A 17,138-nucleotide genomic window follows, 5' to 3' on the forward strand; every position below is an offset into this window, starting at 1 on the left:
GAATTGTTGTGGAAGGGTTCGATTTACCAGCACGGGAAAGTTATGGACAAGCAGATTGTTTTTGAAGATGAACATATACGCGCGATTTTTATGCCGGGATCTTCTTCAGAACTGATTTTTTCATTTGGCGATTTGATTACCCGTGCCAAGGGCCTCAACATCAATGCAGAAAAGTCACTGGCGAAATTCGAGTTTAATGTACTTGGCATTATGCCCAAGCATAAATCCTGGTTTCCGCAAGGTTCCATGTGGAACATGTTGCAAGCCATCGCTGAACTGATTGCGCCTTTTCAGCAGCGTATTGCTTATGGCGGCTCGATGGGCGGCTATGCCGCGATTAAATATTCCCGTGCCTTGGGTGTGCAACGGGTGGTGGCGATGGTGCCACAATATTCAATTGATCCTGAAGATGTGCATGATGCCCGCTATAACATGTTCTATCAGCCAGAGCTGAATGCAAATATGCGGGTTGTAGCCGAAGATATCGACAACGCCTGCGAATATATTATTGTCTATGATCCTTACTGTGCCGAAGATCGTGCCCATTATCTGAAATTAGAGGCACTGATTCCGCATCATCATGTGCTGCATTTGCCTTTTACTGGACATGATGCGATCGCAGTTCTGGCCAGTTCCGAATTGCTCTATGACTTTTTGGTACATGAATATGAGCCAAGCTATTTCTACCAGAAAATGCGCCGGGTCAAGAAAAACAGCAAGTTCTATTATCGCAAGGTGATTGAAAATGTCTTGCCACGACACCGCATGGCTTTGGGACACATTCTGAAAAATAACGATCTGCAACTGGATAACCAGTTTTTTGATGCCAGCCAGAAACAGGTGATTTTGCGGGAACTGTTACGCAATAAACAGGTTGATCAGCATGACCTGCTCAAGCTCGGCATTCATGTGAATTTGCCGCAGGAAAATCGTCAGCTGTTATTGGACCAGTATGGACATGGTTTGGTATTTAATGTCATCAGCCATAAAATCGAAAGTTATGCCGAAGGTGCAATTGCCCTGAACCATAAATTCCTGATTCCGATTTATGCCAAAGGTAATGGTTTATTGAGCATTAACCTGAATGATGAACGTTATCTGGTGGTGATGAATGACCGGCATATCATGAAACTGATCAAGGAACAGGATGAGCTCAGTCTGGGCATGCACCCGATTTTAATGAAGCGCTATAGTGATTTTTATATGTTTAGCTATAAGCAGCTGAATCTGAGTACTAATGAGTATGGTGCTGCTGCTTTTATAGACGATAGTGACAAAAATACGCAGTTTGTGACGCACAGTGAGATAAATTAACTAAAAATTTTTATAAAAAAAACAATTACTTGACTTGTTATGAGCTTGGCATAATATAGAGATAAGCGGTATAAATAATAAACCAAATATATCATTCCCGATGGTTGAAACGAAGAAGGGGATCTCTATGATGCAAGCGACTTGGATGATGCAAGTATGTTTTATCTTCGGTTTGGTTCTGCCCAATCTGGCGCATGCAGAAACTGTGCATCCTGCAGTGATCATGGTCAGTGCGTCCATCATCTTTATGATTATTCTGTCCGTGTATGTGGTGTATCGAATCCGCAAGTCACTACGTAATCATATGGATAAACCGCTGGATTAATTGCATCAGGCTGGAAACAGGTTGAAAAGCCTCAATGACTTGTTTTAAATGACAGACATAAATTGTCAAACAGGATTGAGGGAACAGCCATGAAAGCCGTTTATTTAGACTATGCTTCTTTAGACCAGCAGGATTTGGACTTTCAGGCACTGCATGCAGTATTTGATTCACTAGTTTTGTATCCGGCGACCTCGGCTGCCGAGATTGCATCCCGTGTAGCTGGTTTCGATGTCATCATTACGAATAAGGTGATGATCGATGCAGCTACGATTCAGCAATGCCCTCAACTCAAACTCATTTTAATCTCTGCAACCGGCACCAATAATGTCGACCTTGAGGCGGCCAAAGCGCAAGGGATCGTCGTGTGTAACTGTCAGGCTTATGGCACTTCGGCAGTCGCGCAGCATACCATCATGTTGATGCTCAATCTGGCGACTTCATTCCTGTCTTATCAACGTGCATTAGAACAAGGCGAATGGCAAAAAGCCAGTCAGTTCTGTTTGCTGGATGCGCCAATTGTCGAGCTGGCCGGAAAAACATTGGGCATTGTGGGTTATGGCGAACTGGGCCATGCGGTGGCGAAACTGGCCGAAGCCTTTGGCATGAAAGTGCTTATTGCCGCGCTGCCAAATCGTCCGGCGGATGCATCTCGTGCGCCATTTGCCGAGCTACTTCCTCAAGTCGATTTTTTAACTTTGCATTGTCCACTCACTGAAGATACCCACCATTTAATCAGTCATACTGAGCTGGATGCAATGAAAAGCAGCGCATTTTTAATTAACTGTGCGCGTGGCGGAATTGTCGATGAAGCGGCATTGGCTGAGGCTCTGCGTGCAGGCAAGATTGCCGGTGCAGCGACAGATGTTCTAACGGTAGAACCACCGAAACAGGGCAATGTGCTGCTCGACTCTACGATTCCCAACCTGATTGTGACACCGCATAATGCCTGGGGCAGTGTCGATGCAAGACAACGGATTGTGGATCAAATGGTCGAAAATGTAGCAGCATTTAAACAGGGTCAGCCGATTCGACAGGTCAATTGATAGATCGCGTCGATACAAGGTAATAGTTTTATTTTCTAAAAATTAAAAAAGCCCATCACGGGCTTTTTTTATAAATCGGTTACCGCATAACTGGTAGCTGATCCTGACTGGGGTTGAGTCTGTGGTGTATTTGGGTTTTGCGTCGCACTCGACTGGCTTAAAGGCTGCTGCACGATAGGTGCCTGTTGTGAATTTCCACGCCAGACTTCTTTGGTCTGCTGGATTTTCTGACCGGTTTGTTGGGCTGCCTGAGTTGCACCCTGATCTACTTTTTGCAGTGTATCAGAGGTTGCAGATTTGGTATTGCTCCAGGCCCGGTCTACCCCCGGCTTGATTTTGGCAATGCCTTTTTCCGTTGCTTCACCGACTTTCTCAGCAGTATTAATCACGCCTTCCTGTGCTTTATAAGCAAAGACATGCAGCAGGTTCGGATTTTCACCATAAGGCTTAACCGGTTTAGCAGACTGAGTCGTGGTTTGTGCGAATGCTGGAACAGAAAGCATTAAAGCTGTCGTTAAAATAATTGGGGTTTTGATATTCATTATGGATCGACCTCGAATTCGTCTAAGTGCGGTCTGAGTTTGTTTTTCAGTGTAACGGATAATGGGTCAAAAACAATGAATATCCTGTGAAGAGTGCAGAGCTTTCAGGTTGATCTGTGCCGAAATATTGTAATTTTTAAAGAAAGGGCAGTAGAAATTAGCCCAAGTGTCGAATTGATTTTTAGCAAAATAAAAGCCCTGTTCTTAGACTAGAAACAAGGCGATTTTTTTAGTCACATTGTGTCAGGGCATCTTTGGCGAAATGTTCGCGTAAGCTGACAAAGTTCTTTTGTACGCCTGCATCGTGCAGGTCAAATTTTTGTGCAGTGCTAGTACCGTCGCGCTGGAAAGTCGCTGAGCCGGCATCGATTAGAGTCATGCCTTTAAATGACCATTGTTCAATGGCACGATTATTGCCAATATCACCGGTGAATTCAATCACGCATTTATCGAGGAATTTGGTCAGTTTGGCCTTGTTGTTGGTTGTGGCTGGAACCACTTCGAGGTTTTGGACTTCTTGCAAGACGCCAACCTGAAGCTGTGGGATTTTTGGTGCAGATGTACAAGCTGTAACTGCGATACTCGCAAGACCCGTCAAAATAAGAGCTTTAAATTTCATATGATTCTTTCTTGTTGAGTGTTGTTAGGGTGAGTATAGGGATTTGAATGAAAAATGGCTATAAAAACTAGTTTTCAATTAATTCAAATATCGCTTCACCATTGTTTACCTGAATTAGTATTCTTTCACCTTTAAGTGTAGGTTCGATTTTAAGTAAGAATAGCCCTGTATTAATAATTAAATCATTAAGATTTTTAAATCCGTATTCCATTTTGATTTTTTGATTAGCATCAGGAAATTTTTTATTAATCGATATGCCTACGGTTGTCAGTGAAATCCAACCATCATTTTTTTTATTATTAATGATTAAGCTTTCAATTTCTTTATAAATTTCATCTGCAGGGAAGAGGAAACGTGTTTTAAACAGATTGGATTTTAAAAAATTAATTTGAGTCTCTAAGCTTTTTTGAGCCGTCAAACAATATTGATCAAATTGATCTAAAAAAGGCTTATGCTTTTTCTCCAAAGTTAATAAAAAATCAACAGCTGCTTTGGATTCATCGAGATTGGATAAATTATATTTTTCTTGAAAGTGATGTGTTATGAAATTTCGATCTTTAACAAATTCTTGTAGGTGGCTGTTTAGCTTATGATGACTGTGTTCACATAAATTAAAAGATACTTTCATATCTAGACGAAGAGCATCTTCAGGTTCAGGAATGATCGTATCTTCCTCTGAGGGATTCACGAGAAACAATGAGTTTAAAGCTTTTGTAGTTAAACCACCTAATGTTTGATTTTGTACAGATGGTTCTATAATCAGTGGTAGATTATTGGGTTTAGAAATAATAGTTCTATTCATCTTCACGAGGCTTTTTAGTCCCATCTCTATTGTTTGAAAACGAATAAGGTGTTTTCCAAGTAAGGAATAAATTCTTTCTCTAATTTCGTCGATATTTTGCATTCTAAATATATTAAAAAAACCCCACTAATTTATAGCGGGGTTTTCTTTAACTTACAAGAAGTTATGGATTAGTGCTGAAGCACCGAAATATCAGCCACTTTGGTAAACAAATCACGAAGCTGAGCAAGCATTCGTAAACGGTTTGCTTTCAGGTCAGCATCATCAGCCATCACCATGACGCCGTCAAAGAACGCATCCACTGGCGCACGAAGTGCAGCAAGTGCAGACAACGCAGCAGTATAGTCTTTAGCAGCAAATAACGGCTCAACCACAGGCGTGATTTTCGCAAGTTCAGCGAACAATGCTTTCTCAGCATCTTCAACCAGATTCGCTTCAACCACAGCACCTTCAGGTGTTGCTTCTTTTGCAAGAATATTCGCAACACGCTTGTTGGCAGCAGCAAGCGCAGCCGCTTCAGGCAAGGCACGGAAGTGGTTGACTGCATTTACACGCTTGTCAAAATCAAGCGGAGATTTTGGTGAAAGCGCTTGAACAGCTTGAATCACATCAACCGCAACGCCTTGGTCTTCGTATTTCGCACGGTAACGACCTTCAAGGAATGCAACAGCATCTGCCAAAGTCTTGTCGTGATCTTTCAATACATCGCCATAAGCAGCAAGTGCAAGTTTGATCAAATCTTCAATTGAAACATCAAGCTCGTTTTCAGTCACAAGACGCAAAATACCAATTGCAGAACGACGTAGTGCAAATGGGTCTTTAGAACCTGTAGGCGCTTGACCAATACCGAAAATACCTGTGAGCGTATCTAAACGATCCGCAAGAGCAATGGTTGTACCAGTTTTGGTTTTCGGTAAAACGTCACCCGCGAATTTAGGTAGATATTGCTCACCTAAAGACTCAGCCACTTCCGCATTTTCACCTTCAAGACGTGCGTAGTAAGTACCTGCAATACCTTGAAGTTCAGGGAATTCACCCACAAGCTCAGAAGTTAAGTCACATTTTGCAAGAAGCGCCGCTTTTTCAGCATCTTCCGCTTTTGCACCTGTAATAGGCGCAAGTGCTACAGCCAATTTCGCAATACGTTCAGACTTGTTCCAAAGCGTACCCAATTCAGCTTGGAATACCATGTTTGCAAGTTTCTCTTTACGAGATGCAAGCGGTTGCTTTTGATCTTGTAAGAAGAAGAATTCAGCATCTGACAAACGTGGACGAACCACTTTCTCGTTACCTTCAATAATTTGTGTCGGGTCTTTCGACTCGATGTTTGACACAGTAATGAAGTAAGGTTGAAGTTTATTGTCAGCGTTCACTAAGCAGAAGTACTTCTGGTTGTCCTGCATCGTGGTGATCAATGCTTCTTGAGGAACAGCAAGGAAGCGTTCTTCGAAGCTTGCACGAAGCGCAACAGGCCATTCAACGAGTGCAGTCACTTCGTCACGAAGATCCGCAGGGACAATTGCAATGGCATTCACTTCATCAGCAAGTGCTTTGACTTGTTGATCGATGATGGCTTGACGCTCTTCAAAAGACGCTACAACGTAAGCCGCTTTTAACTTCGCTAAGTATTCGTCTGCATGCGCTAAAGTGATTGCTTCAGGTGCATGGAAACGGTGGCCATAAGTCACGTTACCTGCTTTGTGGTCTTGAATTGTTGCATCAACCACATCGTTGTCTTTCAACAACACAACCCATTTCACAGGACGTACGAATTCAGTACGGCTTGCCGCAGAACGCATACGTTTTGCGATTGGAAGATTATCCAATGCATTTTGTAAAATTTGTGGCAATAAAACGTCAAGGCTTTGACCTTTGACATCTTTTAAATAGCATACTTTTTCAACTTTACCTGCTTGGAAAGTTGATACTTGATCAACCGTGATGCCTTGACCACGCATAAAGCCTTCAAGTGCTTTCGTCGGGTTGCCTTCAGCATCAAAGGCTGCCTGTTTGGCAGGGCCGTCAAAACGTTTTTGTGTGTCTGCTTGTGCAGCATCAACATTGACAATTTTAAGTGCAAGACGACGAGGTGCTGCATAGGCTTCGATTGAATCAAAAACAAGACCAGCATCTTTTAAGCCTTTTACTGTTTCTGCATGTAAGGCATCACGTAATTTTTTCAGGCTTTTTGGTGGAAGTTCTTCACAACCCAATTCGAACAAAACGGTATGTTTAGACATTATTTGCTCTCCTTGTTTGCTTCTTTCGCTTCTGCTTCAACTTGCGCTTTTAATTGTGCCAACACTTCATCACGTAATGCGGGTTCAGCCATTGGGAAACCAAGTTCCGCACGTGCTGCTACATAACTTGTCGCAATAGAACGTGCCAAGGTACGTACACGTAAAATGTAACGTTGACGTTCAGTCACAGAAATCGCGCCACGCGCATCCAATAAGTTGAAGCTGTGTGATGCTTTCACGACTTGCTCATATGCAGGAAGTGGAAGTTTCGCTTCGATCAAACGCGTTGCTTCAGCTTCGTAGAAATCGAACAATTCAAACATTTTTTCAACGTTGGCATATTCAAAGTTATAGGTCGATTGTTCCACTTCATTTTGATGGAACACATCGCCATACGTTACCGTACCGAACTGACCTTTGGTCCAAACCAGATCATAAACTGAATCTACACCCTGCAAATACATGGCAAGACGTTCAAGACCGTAAGTGATTTCACCAGTCACTGGGTAGCATTCAACACCACCGACTTGCTGGAAGTAGGTGAACTGAGTCACTTCCATACCGTTTAACCAAACTTCCCAACCTAAGCCCCAAGCACCCAGTGTTGGAGATTCCCAGTTGTCTTCTACGAAACGAATATCGTGAACTAAAGGATCAATACCGATCGCTTTTAATGAGTCGAGGTAAAGCTGCTGGATATTGTCTGGGTTTGGCTTAAGCACCACCTGAAATTGGTAATAATGTTGCAAACGGTTCGGGTTTTCACCATAACGACCATCTTTCGGACGGCGTGATGGTTGGACATAAGCGGCATTCCAGGTTTCAGGACCCAGTGCACGAAGGAAAGTCGCAGTGTGGAATGTCCCTGCACCCATTTCCATATCATAAGGTTGCAAAATGACGCAGCCTTGCTCCGCCCAGTAAGTTTGTAAGGCAAGAATTAAGCCTTGGAAGGTATCAATATGCGATATGGCGCGACTCATGGTCATCCACTTAAAATTAGAGAAAAATTGTGCTCAATTATAAGGACTTTGCAGGGGAGTGGCAAAGGGTTAATGTAGGGATACTTTTCTGAAAAAAATAAAACAGGCTTAAAGGATACGCGGCATTTAGAGGCTTACTGCGATTTTAGCTGTACTGGACGATACAGGCTGATCTGAAAATCAGGAATAAATCAGATGTATGGCGTGCTGTTAACCGGAGAGTCATAAAGTTCAACGGATCTCATACGATTGCCGCTCTAAAATTAGTTTAATATTCACGCAATATAATAATGCTTAAAAATAAGGAACTTCATGACCACTTATCAAATTCAATGCCATTTAAAATATAAGGTCGTGCAACCGACAGAATTTATTTTTATGCTTCAGGCGGCACATTATTCCGATCAGAAGATTCTTGAAGAACAACTCAGCTTTAGTCTGCCGGTGGCATGGCATGAATTTCAGGATGCTCAGCATCAAAATCGTCATGTTCGACTACAGGTCGAACCCTGTGACGCTTTTGAGCTGAATTATACGGCGACAGTGGTTCGTCAACCGGGCCTCTCTCTGGAGCTTCAGCAAGGTCTGAAAGAAGTAGCCATTCCTGAGCTGCCCGATGAAGTATTACCTTATTTGCTGGCCAGCCGTTATTGCAATTCGGATTTATTGCTGGAAATGGCGAAACGCTCATTTGGCTGGATGACACCAGGCTATACGCGTGTCAAGGCGATTGAACAGTGGATTTATAACAATATTTTTTATGTGTCTGGCAGTTCCGACCAGTTTACCACTGCCACAGATGTACTAGTGCATCGTGCAGGCGTATGCCGTGACTTTGCCCATTTAGGCATTGCGCTGTGCCGTGCCTTAGGAATTCCGGCACGCATGGTGGTCGGTTATGTGGAAATTGAAAAGTTTTTACCCGATTTTCATGCCATTTTTGAAGCTTATTTGGATGGAGGGTGGGTGCAGTTTGATCCGACCCGTCTAGCTCCGGTCGAAAATCTTATTCGGATCGGCACTGGAGTCGATGCCGGAGATGTGGCATTTTCAACTTATTATGGTCAGGTCGAACTGTTAAAAATCCAGCCTTTGATTCAACCTGAAATGAGCCATTAGGTTGTTTTAAAAAGCATGTATTCGCGAATGGTGAAAAGATGTAAAACACAGATGCCTTTCATCGGGCTTGGTTCTATAATGCCCGAAATCTATAAACAATAAGATCAGGCGCATTGTGTTTCACTCCCATCTCGACTGGCTCAATACCTTAAAACCGAATTTCAAAGTCCTTCCACTCAAAGACCGTTTGCTCTGCGGAGCTGGAGCACTATTGGGTTTGGTCGTCTCATCCTTGTTGAGTTTATGGATTCTGGGGGATTTTGAAGCCTGGTATATTGCCCCGATGGGTGCATCTTCGGTATTGCTGTTTGCTGTGCCGGCCAGTCCTCTGGCACAGCCCTGGAATATTCTGGTCGGGAATACGATTGCTGCGGTGATTGGCGTGAGTTGCGCTATATTCATAGTTAATCCGACCGAAGCCTTTAGTATAGCTGTGGCCTTGGCGATCGTTCTGATGATGACCACAGATTCCCTGCATCCACCGAGTGGCGCCGTGGCCATTACCGCAGTGCTGGGCGGCCAGCCGGTGCATGAACTCGGTTATGCCTTTGTATTTTATCCGGTACTACTCAATTCAATTTTACTGATGGTAATTGCCATTGTCTTTAACCGGATGATTGGCAAGGATTATCCGCAGCAAGCCCAACTAAATACCCGCTCCAAGGATCCGACGCCGACCCAGAAAGTCACCATTCAACCGCAGGATATTCAGGAAGTGCTGGACCAGCGCACCGAGCTGCTGGACATCAGTGAATATGACCTGCAAAAAATTATTCTGGAGGCACAAAACCGCGCCAATGCGCGTGCAGTGCATGAATTTAGCTGCCAGGATATTATGACGAAGGATGTGGCAACGCTGCATGAAAATGATGACATTCAGCATGCACTGGACAAGTTCAAGCAAATGAACCTGATGAGCCTGCCCGTTGTTAATGCCGATGAACAACTGGTCGGTACGCTGGCAATGTATCAGGTGGTGGAATGGTTCAAGCGCGCGGCTGATGTTCGCAGTAGCTGGGAACATCAGGTCAAACATATCATGACCCGTAAGGTGATCACGGTACAGCCTTTACAGCCCATTCAGGATCTGGTGCCATATTTTGTCGAACGTTCGTTCAACTATATTCCGGTGGTGAGTGAGCAGAAATTGGTGGGAATTATCAGTCGGGCAGACATGATTGCCGCACTGAATCAGGAACTGAATCATTTTAAAATGAAAGCTTAAAACCGGATTAAAATGGAATATAAGCGACCATGCCTGATCAGGTCTGGTCGGCTTGCCAGCTGAGAAAACTGTAAAACAGTGCCATCGTCAGGGAAAAATACAGCAGAAACAAAAAATGAGTACTCAAAGCTTCGCTTGGAGGATGCGAGATGTAGGCCAGAATCAGGGTTCCCAGTATGCAGCTTAGTAAAATCGTGAGGATATTAAACAGCTGATAATGGCGTAGCAGCAGGTGAGTCACCAATAGGAAAGGGAAGACCATCATCCAGTAAGTCAGGCAGACAAAAAAGCTAATAAAAAGCGCTGAAAACAGGCTTCTGAAAATGGAGAAAACCCCATAGTTGGCTTCATGAAATAGCGCATAAGGGAATAAAATTACAGCGATGATCAAAGAAAGGGGTAAGCGCGAGGTTAAGCGTCATTTTCCAGGGAGAATTCTGGATCGGTTGAGAGATTAAGTGAAATATCCTGTCCAATATCTGTTTGCCACTTTTTGATGTTTTTAATATAGGGACTTTATCTTTATCATTGTTAAATGCATATTATTTTTCGATGAGAGAAAGATTCAACATATAGGCGATTAATACGACAAAGCACACCGGAGTGTGCTTTGTCGATGGTGTGATGCTTAAAAGCTGTAATGATTAAATAAAGAACCAGTAAATAAACAGGGAAATAATAAAGATACACATGATATTCAGTACAAAACCAACTTTCATCATTTCGCTTTGCTGGATATGACCGGTTCCAAAAACAATCGCATTGGGCGGGGTAGCTACCGGCAGCATAAAGGCACATGAGGCACCAATACCAATGACGATGACCAGAATTTCTTTGGGCATGCCCATCTGATCCGCAATTGCGGCAAATACTGGTACCAGCAGGGCAGCCGAAGCGGTATTACTGGTAAATTCAGTCAGGAAGATAATAAAAGTAGCGACTACAAAAATAATCATCAGCGGGGAGGCATCACCAAAGGCATTGGCCAGAGTTTGACCCAGTACCAGCGAACTGCCTGAATCCTTCAGAATGGCACTCAAAGTCAGACCACCACCAAATAGGTACAAGACCCCCCAGTCGGTATTTTCTGCAATCTGTTTCCAGCTTGCGGTACCCAGAATCACCACCATACAGGCAGCCGAGATTGCAATCCAGGTATCCGGTTGTGAAACACCAAAAAATTCGGTGAATTTTTTACTGAAAATCCAGGCAATTGCAGTACAGAGAAAGAGGATCATGGTGGCTATACGGGTGCCGGTCCAGGGAATATCTTCGGTCACAAATTGTACTTTGTGATTTAGTTTTGGACGTAGTACTAGATATAAACTGACTAGCATGGCGGGAAGAATAATGAACATCATCGGCAAGCCGATTTTCATCCAGTCGGCAAAATCATAGCCGAGTGCCTTGGCGGCAATAGCATTCGGAGGTGAACCGACCATGGTGCCCAGTCCGCCAATACTGGCCGAATAGGCAATGCCGAGCAGGATAAAGACAAAAGTTTTACGATCCTTGCTGACATCCAGATGTGAAAGCAAGCCTAGGGCCAAAGGCAGCATCATGGCAGCAGTCGCCGTATTGGAAATCCACATGGACAGCAGCGCCGTCACCACAAAAATCGCCAGTACAGAAATACCCAGATGCCCTCTGGACAGGGAAATGATCCACATGGCAATTTTCCGGTCCAGTTTTTGGATATGCAACGCCGTTGCCAGCGCAAAACCACCAAAAAACAGGAAAATGACAGGATCGGCAAAAGTGGCCAAAGCGGCTTGCGTGGTAATCGGAACCAGTTCTTCACCAGAGGCCATTGGCATGGCCAGCAATACCGCCATCACGGGGACGAGTAACGCTGTAATCGTGATATGAATGGCTTCAGTCAGCCATAAAATACCGATAAAGGCTAAAAGGGCCAGTCCTTTATTGGCATTCTGGTCATAGGGCAGGTAAAGATATAAGCCATAGGCTACAATGGCTGCGACAAAAATAAGGATCCAGCCTTTCAGCAGTCCTTTGGGCATAGCATTGGTCGGGGTAGCTAGGTTGGTCTGAGTCATATGCTCTCCTTGCAAGGTTTTTATTTACGTCATTTTTTTATATCAGCTTTGAATTTGTAATTTTGCTTTGTTTAAAAAATACCCTATTTAAAGATACTATAACCAGATTGTTGCAATAATCCAGCACTTTGCCAGAGGGCAGACAGGCCCAAACCGAGAAGTAAAGCCAGGACAATCCATTTGAAGTGCTGCTGAGATAAACGATGGCGTATTTTGCCTCCAATCCAGACACCAGCAAGGGCGAATAAGCTGATCCCGATCAAAATATGCTGTTGATGGGTTTCCAGTGTGATCAGAATTGGAAATAGTAAAATCAGCTGGATCAGTTTACCGGCAATGAAATTGAGATTACTGATAATGACAATATCTGTTTTAGACAGCTGGCAACTCATCAAATACATCATTAGAAAAGGTGCCATAGCATTGGTCGCACCTCCAATAATGCCGGCCAGTAAACCAAAACAGAGCATGCTGGAAATATGCGGACTAACTTGTAAGGGGCGTGCCCGTAACTGGTCCAAGACATAAAATACAATTACCAGACCCAATAACAATTTTAAATAAGCCTCATTGAGCCAAAGTAGCAGCTTGACCCCGAGTACACTGCCGATCAGGCTACTAAGCATTAATGGCCAATAGCGTTTTATATAATAGCCCATACTATTCAACAGACTATGTGCAGGATCGGCATTCAGCATGATCAGATTCAGCAGCAAACAGGGCAGAATGACAAGGGTAACCGCGATGCTAAGCGGATATGCGCTGGACAGAACAGCCGTACTCATCATGGGAAAGCCAAAGCCGCTTAAACCATACAGCAGGGCTGCTACGGCACAGAGCCACAGCATCATCCATTCTGCCTGAGTCATGTGAAATCCATTTCAAAAATTAGAATATTGAACTTATCGTGAATTCAACTGAGAAAGAAAGTGAAAAGCTATAATACAGCAAATAAATCACAAAAAAGTATAGGCAAAAAAAGCCACGATAACTTGGGGAAATTACTGTGGCATCAAAATTTCATCCCATTTAACCGGGGTGAAAGAGGAAGCTCTGCGATGAAACTGGTTTAAGAACTCTTGTTAAAAATGACTGTACAACTTAATAGCGTTTATCTTGATTTACTGTACGCACAGGATTTTGATAGCCCTGAGGTTGATGAACGCTGTCATGATCAATTCTGTACTGTTTTTTCGGCATGATTAACCACAGCACCAAATAAACCAAAATACCCGGGAATGCGGCACTCATGATTGAAATCACCACAAAAATCAGACGTAATAAATTCGCGTTCCAACCAAAACGTTCAGCAATACCACCCATCACACCTGCAATCATGTTTGAGCGGTTAGAGCGATATAAACCAACATTGGCCATTAAAATCTCCTGATTAAAAATAGGTGTGAATCCTAAAACTAGATCCATACTTAAAGAAATGGAGTTTGCTTAAGCTTTTTAAAGTGCTGATTAAAAATAAAATCGTTAAGTAATGTTAATAAAGATTAAAACCAGATCTAAGAGCTACTAACATAGTGAAAATTCTATTGAACTCTTGTGTAAAGTTCAGCAGCTTTGCTGTGTGCTTTTTGCTCGCCATTTTTCCTATTTAGGTTTATTAAAAATGAAATTGGATGTATCACGTTGTACATTAAGCAGTTTTTTTAAATGTAGCCTGGTGTTGGGGAGTATGGTGATTTTGCAGGCTTGTGATCAGCAGCAAGTCAAACCTGAACAGGAAAGTCAGGCGACCTCAGAAGAGGGCGTTAAAATTTCCGCTGCCAATACAAAGGCCGATGTAGTGACCGTCAGTGCCAAATCCTTAACTCAGGTCGCAGGGCAGGCGACTCTTCCGGCAGAAGCTGATTTAAACCCGGCAACTGTACCAGAGGATGCCAAGGCGTTTATAGGCCGCTATCATACTGAAATCGACTGTGATGGCCGCTTTGCGCCTTGTACTGAAGGCAAGGCAGAATTTATTTTGACTTTACTACCGGACGGTACGGTGCATCGCAGCATTTTACAGTATGGCAAAGTATTTATTGATAATACCAAAAACAGCACGGCTCACAATATCACCTACCGTAAAGACCGCTGGTTTATCAATCCGGAACGTACCGATGTGGTGGTGAATCTCAAAGAAGGGGCGAGCTTTTACTATAAGATTAAAGATTCAAATCACTTGGTCATGAATCTGGAAAAAATCTATAGTGAAAAGGAAAGAACCAACCGGGAACTATTTGATCGCGGCTATCCGGCACCTTCAAAAGCCTATGAACTGGTCAAAGACACATCCTTTCATATTCAAAAATAATGCCCGATAAAAATCGGCTGATCTGGTCGAAAGCTTAATTCAAATACGATTTAGATTAGACAATAAAGGCGAGTGGTGGGGACGCGTGAGCATAAAATCTAGGCGCAGAAATACACGACCAAAACATCGCAATTTAATTAAAATATCATGAGGGAAATCAGAGAAACATTCTAAGGGAAGAATGGTGGGTCGTCCGCGATTCGAACGCGGGACCAACGGATTAAAAGTCCGCTGCTCTACCAGCTGAGCTAACGACCCTGAGGAATAAAAATGATAATGACCATTTTTATGACGCAAGAGTGTGGTGTACTTTTACGTGATCCTTTCGGAAGATGGTGGGTCGTCCGCGATTCGAACGCGGGACCAACGGATTAAAAGTCCGCTGCTCTACCAGCTGAGCTAACGACCCATCAAGGAATATCAAATAAGTGGTGGGTCGTCCGCGATTCGAACGCGGGACCAACGGATTAAAAGTCCGCTGCTCTACCAGCTGAGCTAACGACCCTGAACCATCATTCAAACCAGGTTTGAATGTGCAGTGCAAGTCAAGCTAAATAGCTTAAAGCACCACTTTGTTTGATGGAGCGTATTGTAGCAAGATCTCATTTCAGCGCAAGCAAAAAATAACAAAGTTGCCCATGTTTGATTATAAATACAACAATTATGCTTTATCTAAACAAAAAATAGGCAACTTCAGTACTTAGAAGCGATATTGATAGGCCTGAATATTGGCAAAAATCTCTGCGGTGAGCTCGAAATATGCCGTTGCACCTGGCAATAACACCAGCAGGCGTTCATCGGTTTTACTCGGATCAAATGCTTGCTCTTTCAATTTATTTTTCTGATATTTAAAGGTGCCTGTGGTTTCAACTTGCTGTTGTACGCGTAAAAATACTGGTACTGCATAAGCTGGTAAGCATTTTTTAAAGCAAGCGGCCATGGCTGCTAAATCTGCATCATCCAATTTTACATCGGGTTGCAGGGTAATCGCGGCCATACCGGCACGACCATTGGTATTGGGAATTTCTACGCCATACACCACCGCTTCAACGATTTTGTCATACTCGGTCAGCATGTTTTCCACTTCAGTTGTAGAAACATTTTCCCCTTTCCAGCGGAAAGTATCACCCAGACGATCGACAAACTGCGCATGACGGAAGCCGATATTACGCATCAGATCCCCGGTATTGAAGTAAGCATCACCTTTGGTAAATACATTCTGCATGATGACTGACTTGTTTTTTTCGAGGTCGGTATAGCCATCAAAAGGTGAACGACGGGTGATTTTACCAATCAGTAAACCAGTCTCGCCCTTTTTCACCCGTTTACAACGGCCTTTAAGGTCTCGTACCGGCTCATTTTTATCTTTATCAAAGGCAATAATGGCATACGGTGTGGGTGAGAAACCGACGGTATTGTCAAAATTGAAAATATTGCTAAAACCGACATTGCCTTCACTGGAGGCATATAGTTCCAGCACTTCCTGAATGCCAAAACGGAATTTAAATTTATCCCAGATATTTGGGCGCATCCCATTTCCAATCATCTTGGTCACGCGGTGGCCTTTTTCCAGTTCAGATGAGGGAGCATCCATCAGATAGCGGCACAGCTCACCGACATAACCAATCGCAGAGGCATCAAATTTTTGTACATCCTTCCAGAAAGAGGAGGTCGAAAATTTACGCCGAATCGCCAGGGTGCTGCTACCTGCAATGACACCGCACCAGCACACCACCATGCCTGTGGCATGATAAAGCGGCAGGGTACAGTACATCACATCATCTTGATTGAGGTTTAGCACATGCCCATAGGTGCCATAAGCGAGCGTCCAGCGGCCATTGGTAAAGATCACCGCTTTAGGTAGGCCCGTCGTGCCCGAGGTGTAAATATAGAACAGCCCGTCTTTGCCCTGCACCGAATGGGTGGTTGATGGATTGAATTTGGGAGCAAGATCGGTTTTTTCAGCCAGGTTGATAAAGCCTTCAGGCGCCTGACCCGGATCGGCTTGAGTATTTTGATCCGCAAACCAGTGTAAGCGGTCACTGCTAATATTCAGGTCATTACGAATCTCGTTAACTGCATGACGGCACTCTTCGCCGACAATCAGGGCAATCGGTTTGACCAGATTGATACTGTGCGTCAGCACCTTGCCGACTTGAGAGGTATTCACTAAAGCGGTCGTCACACCCAGTTTGGCCAGACCAATTACACTGGCAATCAGTTCAGGACGGTTCTCGACCATCACGGCAACGACATCACCTTTCTTGGCACCCAAGGATAGATAGAAATGGGCAATCTGGTTGGCCCAGGCATTGAGAGCAGCATAGCTATAGCTTTGCTCTTCAAAACGCAAGGCAATGCCTTCCGGGTTACGCTTGGTGGCTTTTTCAAAAGCCAGACCCAGGCCGGCCGGTGTGTTCGGAGTACGTAAATATGCCTGTCTTAGACCAGTGAGCAAATTGGGCACTTTGGTCAAGAAAGCCGGGATTTTGGCAGCGACATCTGCAATCCCAATCAGATCGTGTGGTTTCATTTGGGTCATGAGAATCCTATTTATT

General features: G+C 43.8%; 15 protein-coding genes and 3 tRNA genes. 6 read left to right on the forward strand and 12 right to left on the reverse strand.

The genetic code is table 11. The annotated features are described in order from the left end of the window. Positions 1 to 42 precede the first annotated feature (42 nt). The 3 genes from I6L24_RS05460 to I6L24_RS05470 all read left to right on the forward strand — a co-directional run bounded on the left by I6L24_RS05460 (position 43) and on the right by I6L24_RS05470 (position 2,682). Entirely contained in the window at positions 43 to 1,314 is a 1,272-nt protein-coding gene (locus I6L24_RS05460; RefSeq protein WP_216986505.1) for a hypothetical protein, read from the forward strand. 127 nt (positions 1,315 to 1,441) lie between these two features. Then, entirely contained in the window at positions 1,442 to 1,639 is a 198-nt protein-coding gene (locus I6L24_RS05465) for a hypothetical protein (protein ID WP_216986506.1), read from the forward strand. Positions 1,640 to 1,728: 89 nt separating this feature from the next. Continuing rightward, positions 1,729 to 2,682: a 2-hydroxyacid dehydrogenase gene (locus I6L24_RS05470; protein ID WP_216986507.1), complete on the forward strand. Its 954-nt coding sequence runs from the start codon at positions 1,729 to 1,731 to the stop codon at positions 2,680 to 2,682. 68 nt (positions 2,683 to 2,750) lie between these two features. On the opposite strand, the gene I6L24_RS05475 is transcribed toward I6L24_RS05470, so the two are convergent. The 5 genes from I6L24_RS05475 to glyQ all read right to left on the reverse strand — a co-directional run bounded on the left by I6L24_RS05475 (position 2,751) and on the right by glyQ (position 7,868). Further along, positions 2,751 to 3,224, reverse strand: a complete 474-nt coding sequence (locus I6L24_RS05475; protein WP_004729377.1) for a hypothetical protein — start codon at positions 3,222 to 3,224, stop codon at positions 2,751 to 2,753. Positions 3,225 to 3,453: 229 nt separating this feature from the next. Then, positions 3,454 to 3,843, reverse strand: coding sequence for a hypothetical protein (locus I6L24_RS05480; protein ID WP_216986508.1), 390 nt, complete (start codon positions 3,841 to 3,843; stop codon positions 3,454 to 3,456). A 67-nt stretch (positions 3,844 to 3,910) separates the two neighbouring features. After that, positions 3,911 to 4,645 carry an OST-HTH/LOTUS domain-containing protein gene (locus I6L24_RS05485; RefSeq protein WP_216986509.1) on the reverse strand — a complete coding sequence of 245 codons (735 nt, stop codon included), beginning with the start codon at positions 4,643 to 4,645 and terminating at the stop codon, positions 3,911 to 3,913. 170 nt (positions 4,646 to 4,815) lie between these two features. Then, positions 4,816 to 6,885, reverse strand: coding sequence for a glycine--tRNA ligase subunit beta (gene glyS, locus I6L24_RS05490; RefSeq protein ID WP_216986510.1), 2,070 nt, complete (start codon positions 6,883 to 6,885; stop codon positions 4,816 to 4,818). Next, positions 6,885 to 7,868: a glycine--tRNA ligase subunit alpha gene (glyQ, locus tag I6L24_RS05495; protein WP_004278542.1), complete on the reverse strand. Its 984-nt coding sequence runs from the start codon at positions 7,866 to 7,868 to the stop codon at positions 6,885 to 6,887. The genes glyS and glyQ overlap by 1 nt, the downstream gene beginning before the upstream one ends. A 312-nt stretch (positions 7,869 to 8,180) precedes the next feature. On the opposite strand from glyQ, the gene I6L24_RS05500 reads away from it, so the two are divergent. Beyond that, positions 8,181 to 8,987 carry a transglutaminase-like domain-containing protein gene (locus I6L24_RS05500; protein ID WP_216986511.1) on the forward strand — a complete coding sequence of 269 codons (807 nt, stop codon included), beginning with the start codon at positions 8,181 to 8,183 and terminating at the stop codon, positions 8,985 to 8,987. Positions 8,988 to 9,102: 115 nt separating this feature from the next. Then, positions 9,103 to 10,212 carry an HPP family protein gene (locus I6L24_RS05505; protein WP_216986512.1) on the forward strand — a complete coding sequence of 370 codons (1,110 nt, stop codon included), beginning with the start codon at positions 9,103 to 9,105 and terminating at the stop codon, positions 10,210 to 10,212. 644 nt (positions 10,213 to 10,856) lie between these two features. On the opposite strand, the gene I6L24_RS05510 is transcribed toward I6L24_RS05505, so the two are convergent. The 3 genes from I6L24_RS05510 to I6L24_RS05520 all read right to left on the reverse strand — a co-directional run bounded on the left by I6L24_RS05510 (position 10,857) and on the right by I6L24_RS05520 (position 13,646). Further along, complete coding sequence (locus I6L24_RS05510) at positions 10,857 to 12,269, reverse strand: SLC13 family permease (RefSeq protein ID WP_216986513.1); 1,413 nt, start codon at positions 12,267 to 12,269, stop codon at positions 10,857 to 10,859. An 83-nt stretch (positions 12,270 to 12,352) separates the two neighbouring features. Next, positions 12,353 to 13,138, reverse strand: coding sequence for a sulfite exporter TauE/SafE family protein (locus I6L24_RS05515; RefSeq protein ID WP_216986514.1), 786 nt, complete (start codon positions 13,136 to 13,138; stop codon positions 12,353 to 12,355). Between the two features lie 232 nt (positions 13,139 to 13,370). Next, entirely contained in the window at positions 13,371 to 13,646 is a 276-nt protein-coding gene (locus tag I6L24_RS05520) for a PspC domain-containing protein (RefSeq protein WP_004278536.1), read from the reverse strand. Positions 13,647 to 13,890: 244 nt separating this feature from the next. On the opposite strand from I6L24_RS05520, the gene I6L24_RS05525 reads away from it, so the two are divergent. Then, the gene (locus tag I6L24_RS05525; protein ID WP_005102972.1) at positions 13,891 to 14,580 is read left to right on the forward strand and encodes a hypothetical protein; all 690 of its coding nucleotides are present in this window, start codon (positions 13,891 to 13,893) and stop codon (positions 14,578 to 14,580) included. 182 nt (positions 14,581 to 14,762) lie between these two features. Here the strand turns inward: I6L24_RS05525 and I6L24_RS05530 are convergent. The 4 genes from I6L24_RS05530 to I6L24_RS05545 form a co-directional block, all read right to left on the reverse strand. Next, a tRNA-Lys gene (locus tag I6L24_RS05530) sits at positions 14,763 to 14,838 on the reverse strand. A gap of 75 nt (positions 14,839 to 14,913) precedes the next feature. Further along, positions 14,914 to 14,989, reverse strand: a tRNA-Lys gene (locus I6L24_RS05535). A 20-nt stretch (positions 14,990 to 15,009) separates the two neighbouring features. Further along, positions 15,010 to 15,085: transfer RNA gene (locus tag I6L24_RS05540), tRNA-Lys, on the reverse strand. A 195-nt stretch (positions 15,086 to 15,280) separates the two neighbouring features. Further along, positions 15,281 to 17,122, reverse strand: coding sequence for a long-chain-acyl-CoA synthetase (locus I6L24_RS05545; RefSeq protein WP_216986515.1), 1,842 nt, complete (start codon positions 17,120 to 17,122; stop codon positions 15,281 to 15,283). Between the last annotated feature and the right edge of the window lie 16 nt (positions 17,123 to 17,138).

Source organism: Acinetobacter lwoffii (assembly GCF_019048525.1).
GTDB classification, from domain to species: domain Bacteria; phylum Pseudomonadota; class Gammaproteobacteria; order Pseudomonadales; family Moraxellaceae; genus Acinetobacter; species Acinetobacter lwoffii_K.